Origin of the sequence: Nonomuraea sp. NPDC050783 (assembly GCF_040802095.1) — a bacterium.
GTDB lineage: Bacteria > Actinomycetota > Actinomycetes > Streptosporangiales > Streptosporangiaceae > Nonomuraea.
The window spans coordinates 145,256-163,630 of the sequence record NZ_JBFAHK010000020.1; the positions used below are offsets into that span (position 1 = coordinate 145,256).

The window sequence follows — 18,375 nt, forward strand, 5'->3', positions numbered from 1 at the left end:
GGGAGCTATGACTGACATCAAGGCCGCGCTGCGCGCGCAGCGCATCGAGACGCCGTCCTGGGCGTACGGCAACAGCGGCACGCGCTTCAAGGTCTTCGCCCAGCAGGGCGTGCCGCGCGACCCGTACGAGAAGCTCGCCGACGCCGCCCAGGTCCACGCCTACACCGGCATCGCCCCCACGGTCGCGCTGCACATCCCCTGGGACAAGGTGAACGACTACGCCGACCTGGCCCGGCACGCCCGCGACCTGGGCGTGGCCATCGGCGCGATCAACTCCAACGTCTTCCAGGACGACGACTACAAGCTGGGCAGCGTCACCCACCCCGACGCCCGGGTACGCCGCAAGGCCACCGACCACCTGCTCGAATGCGTGGACATCATGGACGCCACCGGCTCCGGCACGCTCAAGCTGTGGTTCTCCGACGGCATCAACTACCCCGGCCAGGACGACATCAGGGCCCGCCAGGACCGCCTGGCCGAGGCGCTGGCCGAGGTCTACGACCGGCTCGGCGAGGGCCAGCGCTTCCTGCTGGAGTACAAGCTGTTCGAGCCCGCCTTCTACGCCACCGACGTGCCCGACTGGGGCACCGCCTACGCCCACTGCGTCAAGCTCGGCCCCAAGGCCCAGGTCGTCGTGGACACCGGCCACCACGCCCCGGGCACCAACATCGAGTTCATCGTCGCGTTCCTGCTGCGCGAGGGCAAGCTCGGCGGCTTCGACTTCAACTCCCGCTTCTACGCCGACGACGACCTGATGGTGGGCGCGGCGGATCCGTTCCAGCTCTTCCGCATCATGTACGAGGTGATCAGGGGCGGCGGGTTCACCGACGAGGTCGCGTTCATGCTCGACCAGTGCCACAACATCGAGCCCAAGATCCCGGGCCAGATCCGCTCGGTCATGAACGTCCAGGAGGCCACCGCCAAGGCCCTGCTCGTGGACCGCGAGGCGCTGGCCGCCGCGCAGCGGGCCGGCGACGTGCTGGGCGCCAACGCCGTCCTCATGGACGCCTACAACACCGACGTGCGGCCGCTGCTCGCCGAGCTGCGCGAGGAGATGGGCCTCGCGCCCGACCCGATGGCCGCCTACGCCACGTCCGGGTACTTCGAGAAGATCGCCGCCGAGCGCGTCGGCGGGCAGCAGGCCGGCTGGGGGGCCTGAACCACCATGTCCAACGTCACGCCCAACGTCATCAACGAGCTCCTCGACCGCTCGCACCGCCTCGGGGCCGACCCGCGCAACACCAACTTCGCCGGCGGCAACACCTCCGCCAAGGGCAGCGCCCCCGACCCGGTCACCGGCGAGGACGTCGAGCTGCTGTGGGTCAAGGGCTCCGGCGGCGACCTCGGCACGCTGAAGGAGTCCGGCCTGGCGGTGCTGCGCCTGGACCGGCTGCGCGCGCTCAAGGACGTCTACCCGGGCGTCGAGCGCGAGGACGAGATGGTCGCCGCGTTCGACTACTGCCTGCACGGCAGGGGCGGCGCCGCGCCGTCCATCGACACCGCCATGCACGGCCTGGTCGAGGCCGGCCACGTGGACCACCTGCACCCGGACGCGGGCATCGCGCTCGCCACCGCCGCCGACGGCGAGGAGCTGACCCGGCGCGTCTTCGGCGACCGCGTGGTGTGGGTGCCGTGGCGCCGGCCCGGCTTCCAGCTCGGCCTCGACATCGCCGCGATCAAGGCGGCCAACCCGCAGGCCATCGGCTGCGTCCTGGGCGGCCACGGCATCACCGCCTGGGGCGAGACCTCCGAGGAGTGCGAGAGCCGGTCCCTGGAGATCATCCGCACCGCGGAGGCGTACCTGGCCGAGCACGGCCGCCCCGACCCCTTCGGCCCGGTGGTCCACGAGCCGCTGCCGGAGGCCGAGCGGCACGCCCGCGCCGCCGCGCTGTTCCCGGTCGTCCGCGGCCTGGCCGCCACCGACACGCGGGTGGTCGGCCACTACACCGACACCCCCGAGGTGCTGGACTTCGTCTCGCGCGCCGAGCACCCGCGCCTGGCCGCGCTGGGCACGTCCTGCCCGGACCACTTCCTGCGCACCAAGGTCGCGCCGCTGGTGCTCGACCTGCCGCCGGACGCGCCCCTGGAGCAGGCGGTCGAGCGGCTGCGCGAGCTGCACGCCGCCTACCGCGCCGACTACACCGCCTACTACGAGCGGCACGCCACCCCCGGCTCGCCGCCGATGCGCGGCGCGGACCCGGCGATCGTGCTGGTGCCGGGCGTCGGCATGTTCTCCTTCGGCAGGGACAAGCAGACCGCGCGGGTGGCCGGTGAGTTCTACGTCAACGCCATCAACGTCATGCGCGGCGCCGAGTCCGTCTCCCGCTACGCGCCCATCCCCGAGTCGGAGAAGTTCCGCATCGAGTACTGGGAGCTGGAGGAGGCCAAGCTCCGCCGCATGCCCAGCCCCAAGCCCCTGGCGACGCGGGTGGCGCTGGTCACCGGCGGCGGCTCGGGCATCGGCGCGGCCACCGCCCGCCGCCTGGCCGCCGAGGGCGCCTGCGTCGTGGTCGCCGACCGCGACCTGGCCGCGGCCGAGAAGGTGGCCGCCGAGATCGGCGCCGGCGCCCACCGCGCCTCGGACGTGGCCGTGGCCGTCGGCGTGGACGTCACCTCCGAGGAGCAGGTCACCGCCGCGGTACGGGCCGCCGTGCTCGCCTTCGGCGGCGTGGACCTGGTGGTCAACAACGCCGGCCTGTCGCTGTCGCGCTCGCTGCTGGAGACCACCCTCGACGACTGGGACCTGCAGCACGACGTCATGGCGCGCGGCTCGTTCCTGGTCTCCAGGGAGACCGCCAAGGTCATGATCGACCAGGGCATCGGCGGCGACCTCGTCTACATCTCCTCCAAGAACTCCGTCTTCGCCGGCCCGAACAACGTCGCCTACGGCGCCGCCAAGGCCGACCAGGCCCACCAGGTGCGCCTGCTCGCCGCCGAGCTGGGCGAGCACGGCATCCGCGTCAACGGCGTCAACCCCGACGGCGTGGTCCGCGGCTCCGGCATCTTCGCCTCCGGCTGGGGCGCCAACCGGGCCAAGGTGTACGGGGTGGAGGAGGAGCGGCTCGGCGAGTTCTACGCCCAGCGCACCCTGCTCAAGCGCGAGGTGCTGCCCGAGCACGTGGCCGCCGCCGTCTTCGTGCTGGCCGCCGGCGACCTCACCCACACCACCGGCCTGCACGTCCCGGTGGACGCGGGCGTGGCCGCGGCGTTCCTGCGCTGACCTTGCGGGGTCCCCCGCCGGCCGCGCGCCGGTAGGGGACCCCTATCAACGACCCCTGAATATCAGTTCATTTCGCGTTCATCCTGGATTCACCTGGTGTCGGTGTGCGAGACATGGAGCGAGTCCGGCGGCGACGATCCGCCGACTGGTAACACCTCTCGCAACAGGAGGCGATCTCCCATGTCAACACCGGTGTCCCGTCGCTCGTTCCTCCGCCACAGCGCCGCAGGGGGTCTGGGGATCGCTCTCGCGGGCAGCATCGAGGCCATCGCGGAGACCGGCACCGCCCGGGCCGCCACCCGCGTCCTCCAGGGATACGGGCCGCTCGTCCCCGATCCGGCCGGGCTGCTCAGCCTGCCCGCCGGGTTCTCGTACCGGATCGTCGCCGAGGCGGGCGTCACGCTGCTCGACAGCGGCCAGCCCACGCCGAGCGACCCCGACGGCATGGCCTGGTTCGCCGCCGGGCGCGGCGGGGGCGGGGTGCTGGTCTGCAACCACGAGATCGTCTTCGACGAGCCCTACGCCGTGCCGACGCTGCCCGGCCTCACCTACGACCCCGGCGCGCGCGGCGGCACCACCACGATCGAGCTGACCGCCGGCGGCGAGCGCGTCAGGGAGTACGTCAGCCTCGCCGGCACGCTCAACAACTGCGCGGGCGGCCGCACCCCCTGGAACTCCTGGCTGAGCTGCGAGGAGGCCGAGTACCTGGCGCAGGGGCCGCTGCAGAAGGACCACGGCTACGTCTTCGAGGTGCACGCCTTCGACCGCGAGGCCAACCGGGACCCGGTGCCGCTGAAGTTCCTCGGCCGCTACGCGCACGAGGCCGTCGCGGTGGACCCGTACACCTACGCCATCTACCTCACCGAGGACGCCGAGGGCCCCAACGGCCTGTACTACCGCTGGCTGCCCCCGCAGGGCTTCCGCGGCGGCAAGGGCGCCTTACGCGCGCTGGCCCTGTCCGCCGGGGGCGACACGGCCGGCCGGCTCCAGGCGATGGCCTGCTACGACGGCCGCCGGCCCGTCGCCGACCTGTCGGAGGCCAGCCGGCCGGGCACCACGTACCAGGTGCGCTGGGTGGACGTGCCCGACCGCGACGCCCGCACCACCTCGATCCGCAGCCAGTTCGCCGCCGGGCAGGTCACCCACGCGCACAAGCTGGAGGGCGCCTACTGGGGCGAGGGCGGCGCGTACCTGGTCTCCAGCTTCGCCCGCACCGGCGACGGCAGCGCCCGCGAGCACGACGGCCAGGTGTGGTTCTACGACCCGCGCACGCGCACCGTCACGCTCAAGACCATCTTCGGCGTCAACCCCGACCCGGCCGGCGGTTATGGCGGCCCCGACAACATCGCGCTGTCGCCGCACGGCGGGGTGATCCTGGCCGAGGACGGCGAGGGCTACAACCACCTGGTGGGGGTGACCCGCGACGGCACGCCGTACATGCTGGCCCGCAACGAGGCCAACGAGAGCGAGTTCGCCGGCCCGACCTTCAGCGGCGACGGCTCGATCCTGTTCGCCAACATCTACTCGCCCGGCCACGTCCTGGCCGTCACCGGCCCCTGGCAGCGCACCTGACCGCCCGGGGGGCGGCGCATCCGACCGCCCGGGGGGCGGCGCATCCGACCGCCCGGGGGGCGGCGCATCCGACCGCTCAGGAGTAGGCCGCCACCAGGCCGACCAGCATCCCCGCGGCCCCGGCCGCCGTGACCAGCCACCCGCCGATCACGGCGGCCCGCCGCCCCCGGCGGGCCCCGGCCCAGTACATGATCACGTACGGCAGGAAGCCCAGCCCGCCGAACCCGACCGACGGCAGCGCCAGCGCCGCCAGCACTCCCTTCGTCCCCGCCGGCACCGCCCGGTCGCCCGCCGGGGTGAGCTGCGCCCGCACGACGTCGCCCGCCGAGGAGTCTGGCGAGGCGTCCACCGGCACCGGCGCGCCGCCGGAGTCCGGCGCGAACTCGCCCTTGCAGTCGTAGCGCCCCTGGCCCAGGTCCTCGCAGGAGATCACCCGCAACGTCCCCGGCGTGCCCACCCGCCCGGTCGCGAGCTCCAGGTCGCCCACGGCGAACCACATCGGCACGAGGCCCATCGTCAGCCAGAGCAGCACGAGCACGACGCGCCCCCACCGCCCCGGGTCCCGCCCCCGGCCTGGTGTGACGAACTGCACATCGGACAAGAAATCGCTCATAAGCTCATCATTCCGGCCGCCACTTGGTGTTCACCTGCAACCGGCTGGGAAAGCCCGCTTGCGTATCCCCGCTCCGACGTGCATCATTCTCACAAGCAAGGTCATGAGCTGTGGTGCATGAATATGCAGGAGGGGCGGACATGAGAGCGGCGATAGCGGGAGCCAGCGGCTACGCGGGCGGAGAGCTGCTGCGCCTCCTGCTCGGGCACCCCGAGTTCGAGATCGGCGCGCTCACCGCCGCCTCCAGCGCGGGCAGCCGCCTCGGCGCCCACCAGCCCCACCTGCCGCAACTCGCCGACCGCGTCGTCGAGGACACCACCGCCGCCGCGCTCGCCGGCCACGACGTCGTCTTCCTGGCGCTGCCCCACGGCCACTCCGCGGCGGTCGCCGCCCAGCTCGGCCCGGACACCGTCGTGGTCGACTGCGGCGCCGACCACCGGCTCGCCGACCCCGCCGCCTGGCAGGAGTTCTACGGCGGCGAGCACGCCGGCACCTGGCCCTACGGCCTGCCCGAGCTGCCCGGCCAGCGCGAGGCCCTGCGCGGCGCGCGGCGCGTCGCGGTGCCCGGCTGCTACCCCACCTCCGTGCTGCTGGCCCTCTTCCCGGCCTTCGCCGCCGGCCTGGCCGGCCCCGACGTGGTCGTGGTCGCCGCCAGCGGCACCAGCGGCGCCGGCAGGTCGCCCAAGCCCCACCTGCTGGGCAGCGAGGTCATGGGCTCGGTCAGCGCGTACGGCGTCGGCGGCGTCCACCGCCACACCCCCGAGATGGAGCAGGGCCTGTCGGCGGTCGCCGGCACGCCGGTGCGCGTCTCGTTCACCCCCACGCTGGCCCCCATGAGCCGCGGCATCCTCGCCACCTGCACCGCCCCCGCCGCGCCCGGCCTCACCAGGCAGGCGCTGCGGGCCGCGTACGAGGTGGCGCTGAAGGACGAGCCCTTCGTCCACCTGCTGCCCGAGGGCGTCTGGCCGGCCACCTCCATGACTTGCGGCGCCAACACCGCCGCCCTGCAGGTGACGCTCGACGAGCGCGCCGGCCGCGTCGTCGCCGTCATCGCCATCGACAACCTCACCAAGGGCACGGCCGGAGGCGCCATCCAGAGCGTCAACCTCGCCCTCGGCCTGCCGGAAGAGCTCGGCCTCCCCCTGACAGGAGTCGCACCGTGAGCGTCACTGCTCCTCTTGGTTTCAGAGCCGCAGGCGTCGCCGCCGGGATCAAGCCCGGCGGCGCCCGCGACCTGGCCCTCGTCGTCAACGACGGACCCAGCCGCGCCGCCGCGGGCGTCTTCACCGCCAACCGGGTGAAGGCCGCCCCCGTGCTGTGGTCGCAGCAGGTCCTCGCGGGCGGCCGGCTGCGAGCGGTGGTGCTCAACTCCGGCGGCGCCAACGCCTGCACCGGCCCCGAGGGTTTCCAGGACACCCACGCCACCGCCGAGAAGGTCGCCGAGGCGCTGAGCGACTCCGCCGGCGAGGTCGCCGTCTGCTCCACCGGCCTCATCGGCGAGCGGCTGCCCATGGACGCGCTGCTGTCCGGCGTCGAGACCGCCGCCGGCCAGCTCTCCCGCGACGGCGGCCTGGCCGCGGCCGACGCCATCCGCACCACCGACACCGTCAGCAAGATCTCCTTCAAGCGGGCCGCCGGCTACATGGTGGGCGGCATGGCCAAGGGCGCCGGCATGCTCGCCCCGGCCCTGGCCACCATGCTCTGCGTGATCACCACCGACGCCGACCTCACCAGCGAGGAGCTCGACGCCGCGCTGCGCAGGGCCACCTCCCGCACCTTCGACCGGCTCGACACCGACGGCTGCATGTCCACCAACGACACCGTGCTGCTGCTGGCCAGCGGCGCCTCCGGCGTCAGGCCCGACCCGGCCGAGTTCGAGCAGAAGGTGTACGAGGTCTGCGCCGACCTGGCCCGCCAGCTCCTGGTGGACGCCGAGGGCGCCTCCAAGGCCATCGCCATCGAGGTCGTCGGCGCCGCCTCGGAGGCCGACGCCGTCACGGTCGGCCGCGCGGTCGCCCGCTCCAACCTGCTCAAGTGCGCCGTCCACGGCGAGGACCCCAACTGGGGCCGCGTCCTGGCCGCCGTCGGCACCACCGACGCCGCCTTCGAGCCCGACCGGCTCAACGTCGCCATCAACGGCATCTGGATCTGCCGCGGCGGCGCGGTCGGCGACGACCGCTCCAAGGTGGACATGCGCCCCAGGGACGTGACGATCACCATCGACCTGTCGGCGGGCCCGCACACCGCGACCGTCCACACCACCGACCTGACCGCGGACTACGTCCACGAGAACTCGGCGTACAGCTCGTGACGCAGCTCAGGAGGCGCAGCGCGGCGGAGCTGAAGGCGGGCACCCTCATCGAGGCGCTGCCCTGGCTGACCCGCTTCCATGGCGCGACCGTCGTCGTCAAGTACGGTGGCAACGCCATGACCGACGAACCGCTCAAGGCCGGCTTCGCCGAAGACGTCGTCTTCCTCCGGCACGCCGGCCTGCGCCCGGTCGTCGTCCACGGCGGCGGCCCGCAGATCAGCAGCGCCCTCGACCGGCTCGGCATCGAGTCCACCTTCACCGCGGGCCTGCGCGTCACCACGGCCGAGGCCATGCAGGTCGTCAGGATGGTCCTGGTCGGCCAGGTCAACCGCGACATCGTCGGCCTGGTCAACCGGCACGGCCCGTTCGCCGTCGGCATGTCCGGCGAGGACGCCCACCTGTTCACGGCCGTCCGCAAGCACGCGGTCGTGGAGGGCCGGCCGGTGGACATCGGCCAGGTCGGCGAGATCGTCAAGGTCGAGCCGGGGGCCGTGCACGCCCTCCTCGGCGACGGCCGCATCCCGGTGATCTCCAGTGTCGCCCGCGGCGACGACGGCGAGATCTACAACGTCAACGCCGACACGGCCGCCGCCGCGCTGGCCGTGGCGCTCCAGGCGCAGAAGCTGATCGTCCTGACCGACGTCGAGGGCCTGTACGCCAACTGGCCCGACGACACCGACGTGATCGACCAGCTCACCGCCGACGAGCTGGAGACGATCATGCCTACCCTGTCCAGCGGCATGGTCCCGAAGATGGAGGCCTGCCTGACGGCGGTGCGGGGCGGCGTGCCGCAGGCCCACGTGCTCGACGGCCGGGTGCCGCACTCCCTGCTGCTGGAGATCTTCACCAATGAAGGAATCGGAACGATGGTGATGCCCTGATGAGCCTGTTCAAGAGGTTCGAAGACGCCTTCATGCCCAACTACGGCGTCCCGCCGGTCGCCCTGGCGCGCGGCGAGGGCAGCCGCGTGTGGGACGTGGACGGCAAGGAATACCTCGACTTCATCGCCGGCATCGCCACCAGTTCCCTCGGCCACGCCCACCCGGCCCTGGTCCAGGCCGTCTGCACGCAGGTGTCGTCCATCGCGCACACCAGCAACCTGTTCCTGCACGAGCCCGAGGTGCTGCTCGCCGAGAAGCTGCGCGAGCTGCTCAACGCCCCGGCCCGCGTCTTCCTCGCCAACTCCGGCACCGAGGCCAACGAGGCCGCCTACAAGCTGGCGCTCAAGTACGGCCGCCGCGAGGGCCGCAGCTACTTCGTCGCCGCCGAGAACGGCTTCCACGGCCGCACCATCGGCGCCCTGTCGCTGACCGGCAAGCCGGCCATCCGCGACCAGTTCGGGCCGTTCCCGGTGGACGTGCGCTTCGTCCCGTACGGCGACGCCGACGCGCTCAAGGAAGCCGTCACCGGCGACTGCATCGCGGTCTTCCTGGAGCCCACCCAGGGCGAGGCCGGCGTGGTCCCGCCCCCCGACGGCTACTTCGAGGCCGCCCGCGAGATCTGCGACTCCACCGGCGCGCTGCTGGTGGCCGACGAGATCCAGTCCGCCATCGGCCGCACCGGCCACTGGTTCGCCCACCAGGCCGACGGCATCGTCCCCGACATCCTCACCCTGGCCAAGGGCCTGGGCGGCGGCCTGCCGATCGGCGCCTGCGTGGGCTTCGGCGACGTGGGCCGGCTGTTCGAGAAGGGCGACCACGGCTCGACCTTCGGCGGCAACCCGGTCTCCTGCGCCGCCGCGCTGGCGGTGCTCGACAACGTGGACCTCGCCCACGTGCGCGAGGTGGCGGCGCGGCTGCGCTCCGGCCTGGAGGCCGTCCGCCACCCGCTGCTGAAGGGCGTGCGCGGGCGCGGCCTGTGGCTGGCCGCGGTGCTGCGCGAGCCGCGCTCGGCACAGCTCCAGAAGGCCGCGGCCGAGGCCGGGTTCCTGGTCAACGCCCTCCAGCCGGACGCGGTACGCATCGCGCCCCCGCTGGTGGTGACGGCCGAAGAGGTGGACGCCTTCGTGACGGCGTTCCCCGCGATCGTGGAAGAGGCATCCCGGTGACCAGGCACTTCCTCAAGGACGACGACCTCACCCCCGCCGAGCAGGCGGAGGTCCTCGACCTGGCCGAGGCCATGAAGAAGGACCGCTTCGGCTACCGCCCCTTCGAGGGCCCGAAGACCGTCGCCGTCCTGTTCGACAAGCCCTCGGCCCGCACCCGCGTCTCCTTCCACACCGGCATCGGCGAGCTCGGCGGCCTGCCGCTCGTCGTCGACAACGTCTCGGCCCTCATGGGCCGCGGCGAGCCGGCCAAGGACCTCGCCCGGGTGCTCGACCGGCAGGTCGCCGCCATCGTCTGGCGCACCACCGGCCAGGAGCTCATCGAGGAGATGGCCGCCCACTCCCGCGTGCCGGTCGTCAACGCCCTCACCGACGCCTACCACCCCTGCCAGATCCTCGCCGACCTGCAGACCGTCCGCGAGAGCCTGGGCCGCACCGCCGGCCTGACCCTCGCCTACCTCGGCGACGGCGCCAACAACATGGCCCACTCCTACCTGCTCGGCTGCGCCACCGCCGGCATGCACGTGCGCGTCGCCGCCCCCGACGGCTACCGGCCCGACCCGGCCGTGCTCGCCCGCGCCGGCGAGATCGCCGCGACGACCGGCGGCTCGGTGACCGCGCTGACCGACCCGGCCGCCGCCGCCGAGGGCGCCCACGTCATCGCCACCGACACCTGGGTGTCGATGGGCCAGAGCGGCAAGGAGGAGCGGGTGGCCGCGCTCATGCCGTACCAGGTCGGCGCCGGGCTGCTGGAGCACGCCGCGCCCGAGGCGATCGTGCTGCACTGCCTGCCCGCCTACCGCGGCTACGAGATCACCGAGGAGGTCCTCGAAGGCCCCCGCAGCGTCGTGTGGGACCAGGCCGAGAACCGCCTGCACGCCCAGAAGGCCCTGCTCCACTGGCTGGTGACCAGACCATGACCATCCCGATGACCAAGGCGGCCCGGCAGGCGAAGATCACCGACCTGCTGCGGCGGCAGGCCGTGCGCTCCCAGCCGGAGCTCGCCAAGCTGCTCGCCGACAGCGGCGTCGAGGTCACCCAGGCCACGCTCTCGCGCGACCTGGACGAGCTCGGCGCGCTCAAGCTGCGCGCCGAGGACGGCTCACTGGTGTACGCGCTGCCCGGCGAGGGCGGCGCCCGCATCCCGGTCGCCCGGGTCGGCGCCGGCGAGTCCCCCTCCGCGCGCCTGCAGCGCGTGGCCGAGGAGCTGCTGGTCAGCGCCGAGGCCTCGGCCAACCTGGTCGTCGTGAAGACCCCGCCGGGCGCGGCGCAGTTCATGTCCTCGGCCATCGACCACGCCGACTGGGAGTCCATCCTCGGCACGGTGGCGGGCGACGACACGATCCTCGTCATCACCCGCGACCCGCAGGGCGGGCGGGCCGTCGCCGAGGCGCTGCTGAAAGTCGCCGACCGGCGCAGCTGACGTACACCCGCGCAGCCGACTTGCACTAGGGTCGCGGGGGACACGAAGGAGATGACGGTGAGTGAAGGCAAGCCGATGCGGCTGTGGGGCGGGCGCTTCGAGAGCGGCCCTTCCGACGCGCTGGCCCGGCTGTCGGTGAGCGTGCACTTCGACTGGCGGCTCGTGCCGTACGACCTGGCCGCGTCCAGGGCGCACGCGCGGGTGCTGCACAGAGCGGGGCTGCTGAGCGACGAGGAGCTCGAGCGCATGATCGGCGCGCTCGACGACCTGGACCGCGCCTGCCAGGAGGGCGAGTTCCGGCCGACGGTGGCCGACGAGGACGTGCACACCGCGCTGGAACGCGGCCTGCTGGAGCGGCTCGGCTCGCTCGGCGGCAAGCTCCGCGCCGGCCGCTCGCGCAACGACCAGATCGCCACCGACCTGCGCCTCTACCTGCGCGACCACGTCCGCAGGATCGTCTCCCGCGTGGCCGAGCTGGAGACGGCGCTCATGGCCCAGGCCGAGCAGCACGCCGAGACCGCCGCGCCCGGCATGACGCACCTGCAGCACGCGCAGCCGGTGTCGTTCGGCCACCAGCTGCTGGCGCACGTGCACGCCTTCGCCCGCGACGTCGAGCGGCTCACCGACTGGGACAAACGCGCGGCCGTCTCGCCGCTCGGCGCCGGCGCGCTGGCCGGCTCGTCGCTGCCGCTCGACCCGCAGGCCGTGGCCGCGGAGCTGGGCTTCACCTCCGCCGCCCCCAACTCGATGGACGCCGTCGCCGACCGCGACTTCGCCGCCGAGTTCCTCTTCGACGCCGCCATGATCGGCGTGCACCTGTCGCGGCTGGGCGAGGAGATCGTCCTGTGGGCCTCGCAGGAGTTCCGCTGGATCGAGATGGACGACGCCTACTCCACCGGCTCGTCCATCATGCCGCAGAAGAAGAACCCCGACGTGGCCGAGCTGGCCCGCGGCAAGTCCGGCCGGCTCATCGGCAACCTCATGTCGCTGCTGACCACCCTCAAGGGCCTGCCGCTCACCTACAACCGCGACCTGCAGGAGGACAAGGAGCCGGTCTTCGACGCCGTCGACACCCTGCTGCTGGTCCTGCCCGCCATGGCCGGCCTGGTCGCCACCATGCGGGTCAACACCGCCCGCCTGGAGTCCTCGGCCCCCGACGGGTTCGCGCTGGCCACCGACCTGGCCGAGCTGCTGGTGCGGCGCGGCGTGCCGTTCCGCGAGGCACACGAGGCCGTCGGCCACCTGGTGGTGTGGTGCCAGGTCAACGACAAGGACCTCGGCGAGCTCACCGACGACGAGCTGCTCAAGGTCTCCGCCCACCTGACCCCCGACGTGCGCGACGTGCTCAGCGTGCCCGGCGCCCTCGCCGCCCGCAAGGCGCACGGCGGCACCGCGCCCGACCGCGTCCGCGACCAGCTCGCCGCGCTGCGCGAGATCGTCGACGCCCAGGCGGCATGGGCCACGGGGAGCTGAGCGCCGCGCCGCTGCCGCGGAGCTTCTTCGACCGGCCGTCGCACGAGGTGGCGCCCGACCTGCTCGGGCGCGTCCTCGTCCACGGCCCCGTCGCCGTGCGCCTGACCGAGGTCGAGGCGTACGGCGGCCCCGGCGAGGACCCCGCGGCGCACACCTACCGCGGCAAGACGCCCCGCAACGCGGTCATGTTCGGCCCGCCCGGCCACCTGTACGTGTACTTCACCTACGGCATGCACTACTGCACCAACCTCGTCTGCCTGCCCGAGGGCCACGGCTCGGCCGTGCTGCTGCGGGCCGGCGAGGTGGTGGAGGGCCTGGACGTGGCCCGCACCCGCCGCACCACGGGCCGCGCCACCGACCGCCCCACCGACCGCACCGCCGGCCGCGCCACTGACCGCCCCACCGACCGCGCCACCGGCCCGTCCGGTGGCTCGGCCTCCGGGCGCCGTCCGGTGCCCGACCGGGACCTGGCGCGCGGCCCGGCCCGGCTCGCGGTCGCCCTCGGCCTGGCCCGCGAGCACAACGGTCTCGACGCCATCCTGGAGGACGCCGTCCTGGAGGACGCCGTTCCGGAGGCGGAGGGCTCACCCGCAGGACACGCCGCCGGACACCCCGGTGGCCCGGCCGCCGTGCTCGAAGGCGCGCCGCCCGATCCCGCGCTCATCAGGTCCGGGCCGCGCACCGGCATCTCCAGCGCCAAGGACGTGCCGTGGCGGTTCTGGATCGACGGCGACCCGACCGTGTCGCCGTACCGGGCTCACGTGCCGCGCCGCCGCAGCTCCGCGGCCACCTCCGTCGGAGAGGCGCCCAGGTCGTGAGCGCTGAAGACGTGCAGGTGGTCGCCGGTGTCGATCTCCAGCATCTCGCTGCGCCGCCCGTAACGCCGGCTCACGTCCACCTTGACGTCCCGGATCGCCTCCCAGGGCACGTGCCGCCGGCCGACGAACCCGTGCACCACGGTGATCCCGCTCTCGTCGGCCGCCAGCCGCACCGGCGCCAGCAGGTCCCGCAGCCCCATCCCCCCGATCAGCGCGGCCGCAGGAACGGCCAGGATCACCCCGCGATAGTCGCCACCGACCCACCAGTAGACGGCGAGCCCCGCACACGCCACAGCCCCTAAGATCTTGAAAACGGCCAGCTCGCGACGGACCCTCCACATGGGCACAGAGCGTATCCAAGTGGCGGGCCACCCGCGCGATCGGGCACGCTGTACCCCAACCCATTGTCTGACTACGTGGAAAGCCGGCACAGTGACCGACATTCTCGACGAACTCGAATGGCGCGACGTCCTCGCGCAGACCACCGACATCGACGCCCTGCGTGAGGCGCTGTCGAAGGGTCCGATCACCGTCTATGCCGGCTTCGACCCGACCGCCCCGTCGCTGCACGTGGGCAACCTCGCCACCCTGCTGATCCTCACCCGTTTCCAGCGCGCGGGCCACAAGCCGATCGGCCTGGTAGGCGGCGCCACCGGCCTGATCGGCGACCCCAGTGGCCGTAGCACCGAGCGGGTGCTCAACACCACCGAGGTGGTGGCCGAGTGGGTGCAGCGCATCCGCGTACAGGTGGAGAAGTTCCTGTCGTTCGAGCCGGGGCCCACCTCGGCCACACTCGTCAGCAACCTCGACTGGACCGCGGAGATGTCGGCCATCGACTTCCTGCGTGATGTGGGCAAGCACTTCCCGGTCAACCGCATGCTGGCCCGCGAGTCCGTCTCGGCCCGGCTGTCCGGCGAAGGGCTCAGCTACACCGAGTTCAGCTACCAGATCCTCCAGGCCAACGACTACCTGGAGCTCTACCGGCGGCACGGCTGCTCGCTCCAGCTCGGCGGCAGCGACCAGTGGGGCAACATCACCGCCGGTGTCGACCTGATCCGGCGGGTCGAGGGCGCCCACGTGCACGCCCTGACCGGCAAGCTGATCACCAAGGCCGACGGCACCAAGTTCGGCAAGACCGCGGGCGGCGCCGTCTGGCTGGACGGCGCGCTCACCTCGCCGTACGCGTTCTACCAGTACTGGCTCAACGCCGACGACCGCGACGTGGTGCGCTTCCTGAAGGTGTTCACGTTCCGCTCGCGCGAGGAGATCGAGGAGCTGGAGAAGGCCGTCGCCGAGCGCCCGTTCGCCCGGGAGGCGCAGCGCGCGCTGGCCGAGGATCTCACCAGGATGGTGCACGGGGCCGAGGAACTGGCCGCGGTCGTGGCCGCCTCCAAGGCGCTGTTCGGACAGGGCTCGCTGGAGGAGCTGTCGGCGGCCACCCTGGAGGGCGCGCTCGCCGAGGTCCCCAAGGCCAAGATCGACACGCTCGGGGCGTCGTTCGTGGACCTGCTGGCCGACAGCGGGCTCGTCGAGTCGAAGTCGGCGGCCCGGCGGGCGGTCAAGGAGGGCGGCGCGTACCTCAACAACGTCAAGATCACCGACGAGTCGTACGTGCCGGACGCCGGCGACCTGCTGCAGGGCCGGTTCATGGTGCTGCGGCGCGGCAAGAAGTCCATCGGCGGCGTCGAGGTCGGCTGACCTCCGCATCCGAACGGGCCCTCCCGCCCGCCCCTCGTCACGGGGGAGCGGGCGGGAGGGGCCCGCCGCCGTCAGCCGTTCACCGGTCAGTTGTTCACCGGTCAGCCGTTCACCGCCGGGTGAACAACGCCACCGTGAGCCCCGGCAGGTCGGCGGAGTGCTTGGCCAGGCTCAGCTCGAACCCCGCCCGCTCGACCTCCGCCACCCGCGGCACGGCGTCCCCTTCGAGCCCGGCCCGCTTGTCACCCCGCCAGACCACCCACACCCGCTCGCGCCCCTTGAGCGCGGCGGCCACGTCCGGCCGCTCGGGATAGCCGAACCCGTCGGGGGAGGGTTCGTCGCCCGACCTGAGCACGTCCACCGGCATCAGCGAGTCGGCGTAGTAGTCGAAACCGGTGCGAAGCTGGCTCTGGCCGTAGACGATCGCGTCGTCCGGCTCGGCCCTGATCACCCGCAACGCCCACGGGATGTTCTCGAACCGCCCGTTCTCCTCCCGGATGTCCACGTGATCGGGGAAGGACAACACGCACCCGAGCAGCACGACCGCGACCCCGGCCACCACGGCGAAGCGGGGGAGCGCCGCCACCGCCAGCCCGGCCAGCAGCGCCAGCGCGGGCGCCGTCACGAACAGGTACCGGTCCACGTACACCGGCGTCACCAGATGCGACACCGCCAGCAGCAGCAACGGCGGCAGCACCAGCCAGCCCGCCAGCGCAGCACCCCACGCACGCCGCCGCCCGGCACACAGCAGGACGACCCCCGCCACCGCCACCGCGAACAGCACCACCCCGAACACGCTCGTCCCCGCCGCCATCTTCGGGAACTTGAGCCACACCTCGGGCCCGCGCTGCGGGATCCAGCTGATCGCGTGCCGTTCCCCGAACCCGATCAGCCCCAGCACCACGGCCGGAACGCCACCGGCCGCGAGCGCCCCCAGCATGCGCACCACGACGTCCCGCCGGATCAGTGCCAGGTGCGCCGGCAGCACCAGGACCGCGAACAGGTGCGTCGAGCACACCAGCGCGACCGCCACGCCGTACAGCACCCACCGCCCGCCCGCCCCCGGCCGTTCGAGCGCCCGGTGCAGGGCCCAGAACGCCAGCACCGCCGCGGCCGCCGCGAACGCGTACGACCTGGCGAACGCCCCGAAGTAGGACACGGACGGCAGGACCGCGAAGATCACCGCCGCGAACACCCCCGCCCGGACGGAGTGCAGCCGCCGGCCCAGATCGGTGAGCAGCCAGGCCGCCGCGCCGACCGCCAGGGCCGACGGCAACCGCAGCCACAGCTCGGAGGTGCCCGCCATCGTCCAGAAGTGCATAAACAGGTAGTACGGCAGGAAGTGACCGTCGATGTTCAGCGCCAGCTCCCACATCCCCGCCAGGGACCGGCGGGCGGCGCTGACGGTGGCCAGCTCGTCGCCGTTCAGCGTGGCGGAGCCGGTGCCCGAGAAGGCCACGCCGGCGGCGAGCAGCGCCGTCCACCACGGGCTCCACGCGCGGGGGCGGCGTGTGGCGTGGCGGGCGGTGGGTGCGAGTGTGGCGGCAGTGGTCACCGGGGCAGGATACGCGGCACAGGCCCACAAGAATGGCGTCATGCCCGGCACGCGACAATCACCCGCGAACACCCGCGAATCGCACCCGCTCGCATCCGAGCCGATAACCGGACCCGATCACCCCATCGAACCGAACGACAACAACACCACCACCGCCACGCACCCGGCCGCCGGCGCACCCTCCCTACTGGCTCGTGGCATGTGTCGGCTTCACAACGATCACCACCCGCCGCTCGGCGTCGCCGACCGGTCTGTCGTACTCCAGCCCGTAACGCCTCGCCAGCACGTCGAAGAAGTCACCCGCCGGATCCGCCTCGATCCGCTCGACCACTCCCCGGACCTCCAGGTAGCGATAGGGCCGCTCCGGATCGTTGATCGACACGGCCACGTGCGGATCCGCCATGACATTCCGGTACTTGCGCCGGTCGGTCGTGGTCGTGAACCGCAGGAACTCCCCGTCCCACACGGTCCAGACCGGGTTCACATTGGGCCCGCCGCTGCCGCCGACGGTCGCCAGGTGCGCGAACAACGGCCGCTCCAGCAGATCAAGATGGCTCTCCGGGATCATGGTCCTCAGCTCTCCGCTCATCTCATCCCTTCCATCCAGTACGCCTTCATCGGCGACGGGCACATTATCAAAGCTTTGATGCTCGTCAATATTGGAATGTCCATCCGGGCTTGTACGATTGCGACCATGGCGACGTCCAGGGACAAGCGCGGCCAGGCCGCCGGCCTGCGGCCGGACAAGCGGCTGGGCATGAACATCAAACGCACCGAGCAGGCCCTGATCACCGCCAAGCAACTCGCCGTGCGCCCGGCAGGGCTGACCGTCCCGCAGTACGCCGCCCTCTTTGCGCTCGCCGACAATCCCGGCATCTCGGGCGCGGGCCTCGCGCGTAGCTGTCTCGTGACCCCGCAGGCCATGACCGTCGTCCTCAAGAACCTGGAGGAACGCGGCTTCATCGAGCGCTCGCCCCACCCCTGGCACCGCAACGTCCTGGAGACCCGTCTCACCGACGCCGGCCGCGAAGCCCTCGCGGCGGCCGACGCGCGGGCCGTGCTGATCGAGCGGGCACTGTCGGAGGAGTTCACGCAGGAGGAGCGGGCGATGCTGCGCGAGTTCCTGCTCCGCTGCGAGAGGGCCATCGACCGCGCGGCGACGGACCTGTGACGAGGAGCCGGGCCCGGCGATTTGACGCCTCGCGAATCGCGACCTAATCTTTCACCTCGCCCCGGGAGTGAGCCGGACGCCGCTCTGGCGGACGGGCCCCGGGCAAGCCCCTCGATCGACGAGCCACTCGGCTGAGCTGCCACGGCATGCTTCAAGCCCGAGGTGCTCCAGGGCGCGTCCGAAGTAGCCGGAAAATCGGTTGATTGGACAAGCCCCGGATGTCACGGTAAGTTGTGAGGGTTGCCCCGGAAACGGGGCGCGCAATCCTAGTCGGTTCGTGCCGGCTCCGGTCAAGCGCCAAACTTGACAGGGTCCGATCGGTCTGATAAGATTGCGGAGACGAGATAGCACTTCCGAAGCGAGACTCCAGTGGAGTCGCGGCGAGGATGGACGCGTCCGTTTCTTGAGAACTCAACAGTGTGTTAAAAGCCAGTGCATGTGCAACACATGTATCACCCCGTCATTTGATTGACGGAA

At 72.4% G+C, this 18,375-nt stretch carries 17 protein-coding genes; 13 read left to right on the top strand and 4 right to left on the bottom strand.

What is annotated here, in order from left to right; translation table 11 throughout:
• Nucleotides 1–7: 7 nt before the first annotated feature.
• From rhaI to AB0H75_RS38765, 3 genes are all read left to right on the top strand, one after another.
• Entirely contained in the window at nt 8–1,159 is a 1,152-nt protein-coding gene (gene rhaI / locus AB0H75_RS38755; RefSeq protein WP_367804757.1) for an L-rhamnose isomerase, read from the top strand.
• 6 nt (nt 1,160–1,165) lie between these two features.
• The gene (locus tag AB0H75_RS38760) at nt 1,166–3,220 is read left to right on the top strand and encodes a bifunctional aldolase/short-chain dehydrogenase (RefSeq protein ID WP_367804759.1); all 2,055 of its coding nucleotides are present in this window, start codon (nt 1,166–1,168) and stop codon (nt 3,218–3,220) included.
• 180 nt (nt 3,221–3,400) lie between these two features.
• On the top strand, nt 3,401–4,792 hold the full coding sequence (locus AB0H75_RS38765; RefSeq protein WP_367804761.1) for an alkaline phosphatase PhoX: 1,392 nt from the start codon (nt 3,401–3,403) through the stop codon (nt 4,790–4,792).
• Nucleotides 4,793–4,868: 76 nt separating this feature from the next.
• Here AB0H75_RS38765 and AB0H75_RS38770 read toward each other — a convergent pair whose 3' ends face one another.
• Nucleotides 4,869–5,405, bottom strand: coding sequence for a hypothetical protein (locus AB0H75_RS38770; RefSeq protein WP_367804763.1), 537 nt, complete (start codon nt 5,403–5,405; stop codon nt 4,869–4,871).
• Between the two features lie 140 nt (nt 5,406–5,545).
• Between AB0H75_RS38770 and argC the strand changes: the two genes are divergently transcribed.
• The 8 genes from argC to AB0H75_RS38810 are packed head-to-tail and all read left to right on the top strand — an operon-like array spanning nt 5,546 to nt 13,474.
• The gene (gene argC / locus AB0H75_RS38775) at nt 5,546–6,568 is read left to right on the top strand and encodes an N-acetyl-gamma-glutamyl-phosphate reductase (protein ID WP_367804765.1); all 1,023 of its coding nucleotides are present in this window, start codon (nt 5,546–5,548) and stop codon (nt 6,566–6,568) included.
• A complete protein-coding gene (gene argJ / locus AB0H75_RS38780; protein ID WP_367804767.1) occupies nt 6,565–7,716 on the top strand; it encodes a bifunctional glutamate N-acetyltransferase/amino-acid acetyltransferase ArgJ in 1,152 nt (383 codons plus the stop codon). Before argC ends, argJ begins: the two co-directional genes overlap by 4 nt.
• Complete coding sequence (gene argB, locus AB0H75_RS38785; protein ID WP_367804769.1) at nt 7,713–8,597, top strand: acetylglutamate kinase; 885 nt, start codon at nt 7,713–7,715, stop codon at nt 8,595–8,597. The genes argJ and argB overlap by 4 nt, the downstream gene beginning before the upstream one ends.
• The gene (locus AB0H75_RS38790; protein ID WP_367804771.1) at nt 8,597–9,763 is read left to right on the top strand and encodes an acetylornithine transaminase; all 1,167 of its coding nucleotides are present in this window, start codon (nt 8,597–8,599) and stop codon (nt 9,761–9,763) included. Before argB ends, AB0H75_RS38790 begins: the two co-directional genes overlap by 1 nt.
• Nucleotides 9,760–10,680, top strand: coding sequence for an ornithine carbamoyltransferase (gene argF, locus AB0H75_RS38795; RefSeq protein WP_367804773.1), 921 nt, complete (start codon nt 9,760–9,762; stop codon nt 10,678–10,680). Before AB0H75_RS38790 ends, argF begins: the two co-directional genes overlap by 4 nt.
• On the top strand, nt 10,677–11,183 hold the full coding sequence (locus AB0H75_RS38800; RefSeq protein WP_367804775.1) for an arginine repressor: 507 nt from the start codon (nt 10,677–10,679) through the stop codon (nt 11,181–11,183). The genes argF and AB0H75_RS38800 overlap by 4 nt, the downstream gene beginning before the upstream one ends.
• Before the next feature lie 51 nt (nt 11,184–11,234).
• Complete coding sequence (argH, locus tag AB0H75_RS38805) at nt 11,235–12,656, top strand: argininosuccinate lyase (protein WP_367804777.1); 1,422 nt, start codon at nt 11,235–11,237, stop codon at nt 12,654–12,656.
• Nucleotides 12,638–13,474: a DNA-3-methyladenine glycosylase gene (locus AB0H75_RS38810; protein WP_367804779.1), complete on the top strand. Its 837-nt coding sequence runs from the start codon at nt 12,638–12,640 to the stop codon at nt 13,472–13,474. Before argH ends, AB0H75_RS38810 begins: the two co-directional genes overlap by 19 nt.
• On the opposite strand, the gene AB0H75_RS38815 is transcribed toward AB0H75_RS38810, so the two are convergent.
• Entirely contained in the window at nt 13,414–13,815 is a 402-nt protein-coding gene (locus tag AB0H75_RS38815; protein WP_367804780.1) for a PH domain-containing protein, read from the bottom strand. The two genes, AB0H75_RS38810 and AB0H75_RS38815, sit on opposite strands and share 61 nt — an antisense overlap.
• Nucleotides 13,816–13,906: 91 nt before the next feature.
• Here AB0H75_RS38815 and tyrS point away from each other — a divergent pair, with 91 nt between their 5' ends.
• Complete coding sequence (gene tyrS / locus AB0H75_RS38820; RefSeq protein WP_367804782.1) at nt 13,907–15,172, top strand: tyrosine--tRNA ligase; 1,266 nt, start codon at nt 13,907–13,909, stop codon at nt 15,170–15,172.
• Nucleotides 15,173–15,281: 109 nt separating this feature from the next.
• On the opposite strand, the gene AB0H75_RS38825 is transcribed toward tyrS, so the two are convergent.
• Nucleotides 15,282–16,727 carry a glycosyltransferase family 39 protein gene (locus AB0H75_RS38825; protein ID WP_367804784.1) on the bottom strand — a complete coding sequence of 482 codons (1,446 nt, stop codon included), beginning with the start codon at nt 16,725–16,727 and terminating at the stop codon, nt 15,282–15,284.
• Nucleotides 16,728–16,911: 184 nt separating this feature from the next.
• Entirely contained in the window at nt 16,912–17,358 is a 447-nt protein-coding gene (locus AB0H75_RS38830; protein ID WP_367804786.1) for a PPOX class F420-dependent oxidoreductase, read from the bottom strand.
• Between the two features lie 63 nt (nt 17,359–17,421).
• Here AB0H75_RS38830 and AB0H75_RS38835 point away from each other — a divergent pair, with 63 nt between their 5' ends.
• Nucleotides 17,422–17,898 carry a MarR family winged helix-turn-helix transcriptional regulator gene (locus AB0H75_RS38835; protein WP_367804788.1) on the top strand — a complete coding sequence of 159 codons (477 nt, stop codon included), beginning with the start codon at nt 17,422–17,424 and terminating at the stop codon, nt 17,896–17,898.
• Nucleotides 17,899–18,375 lie beyond the last annotated feature (477 nt).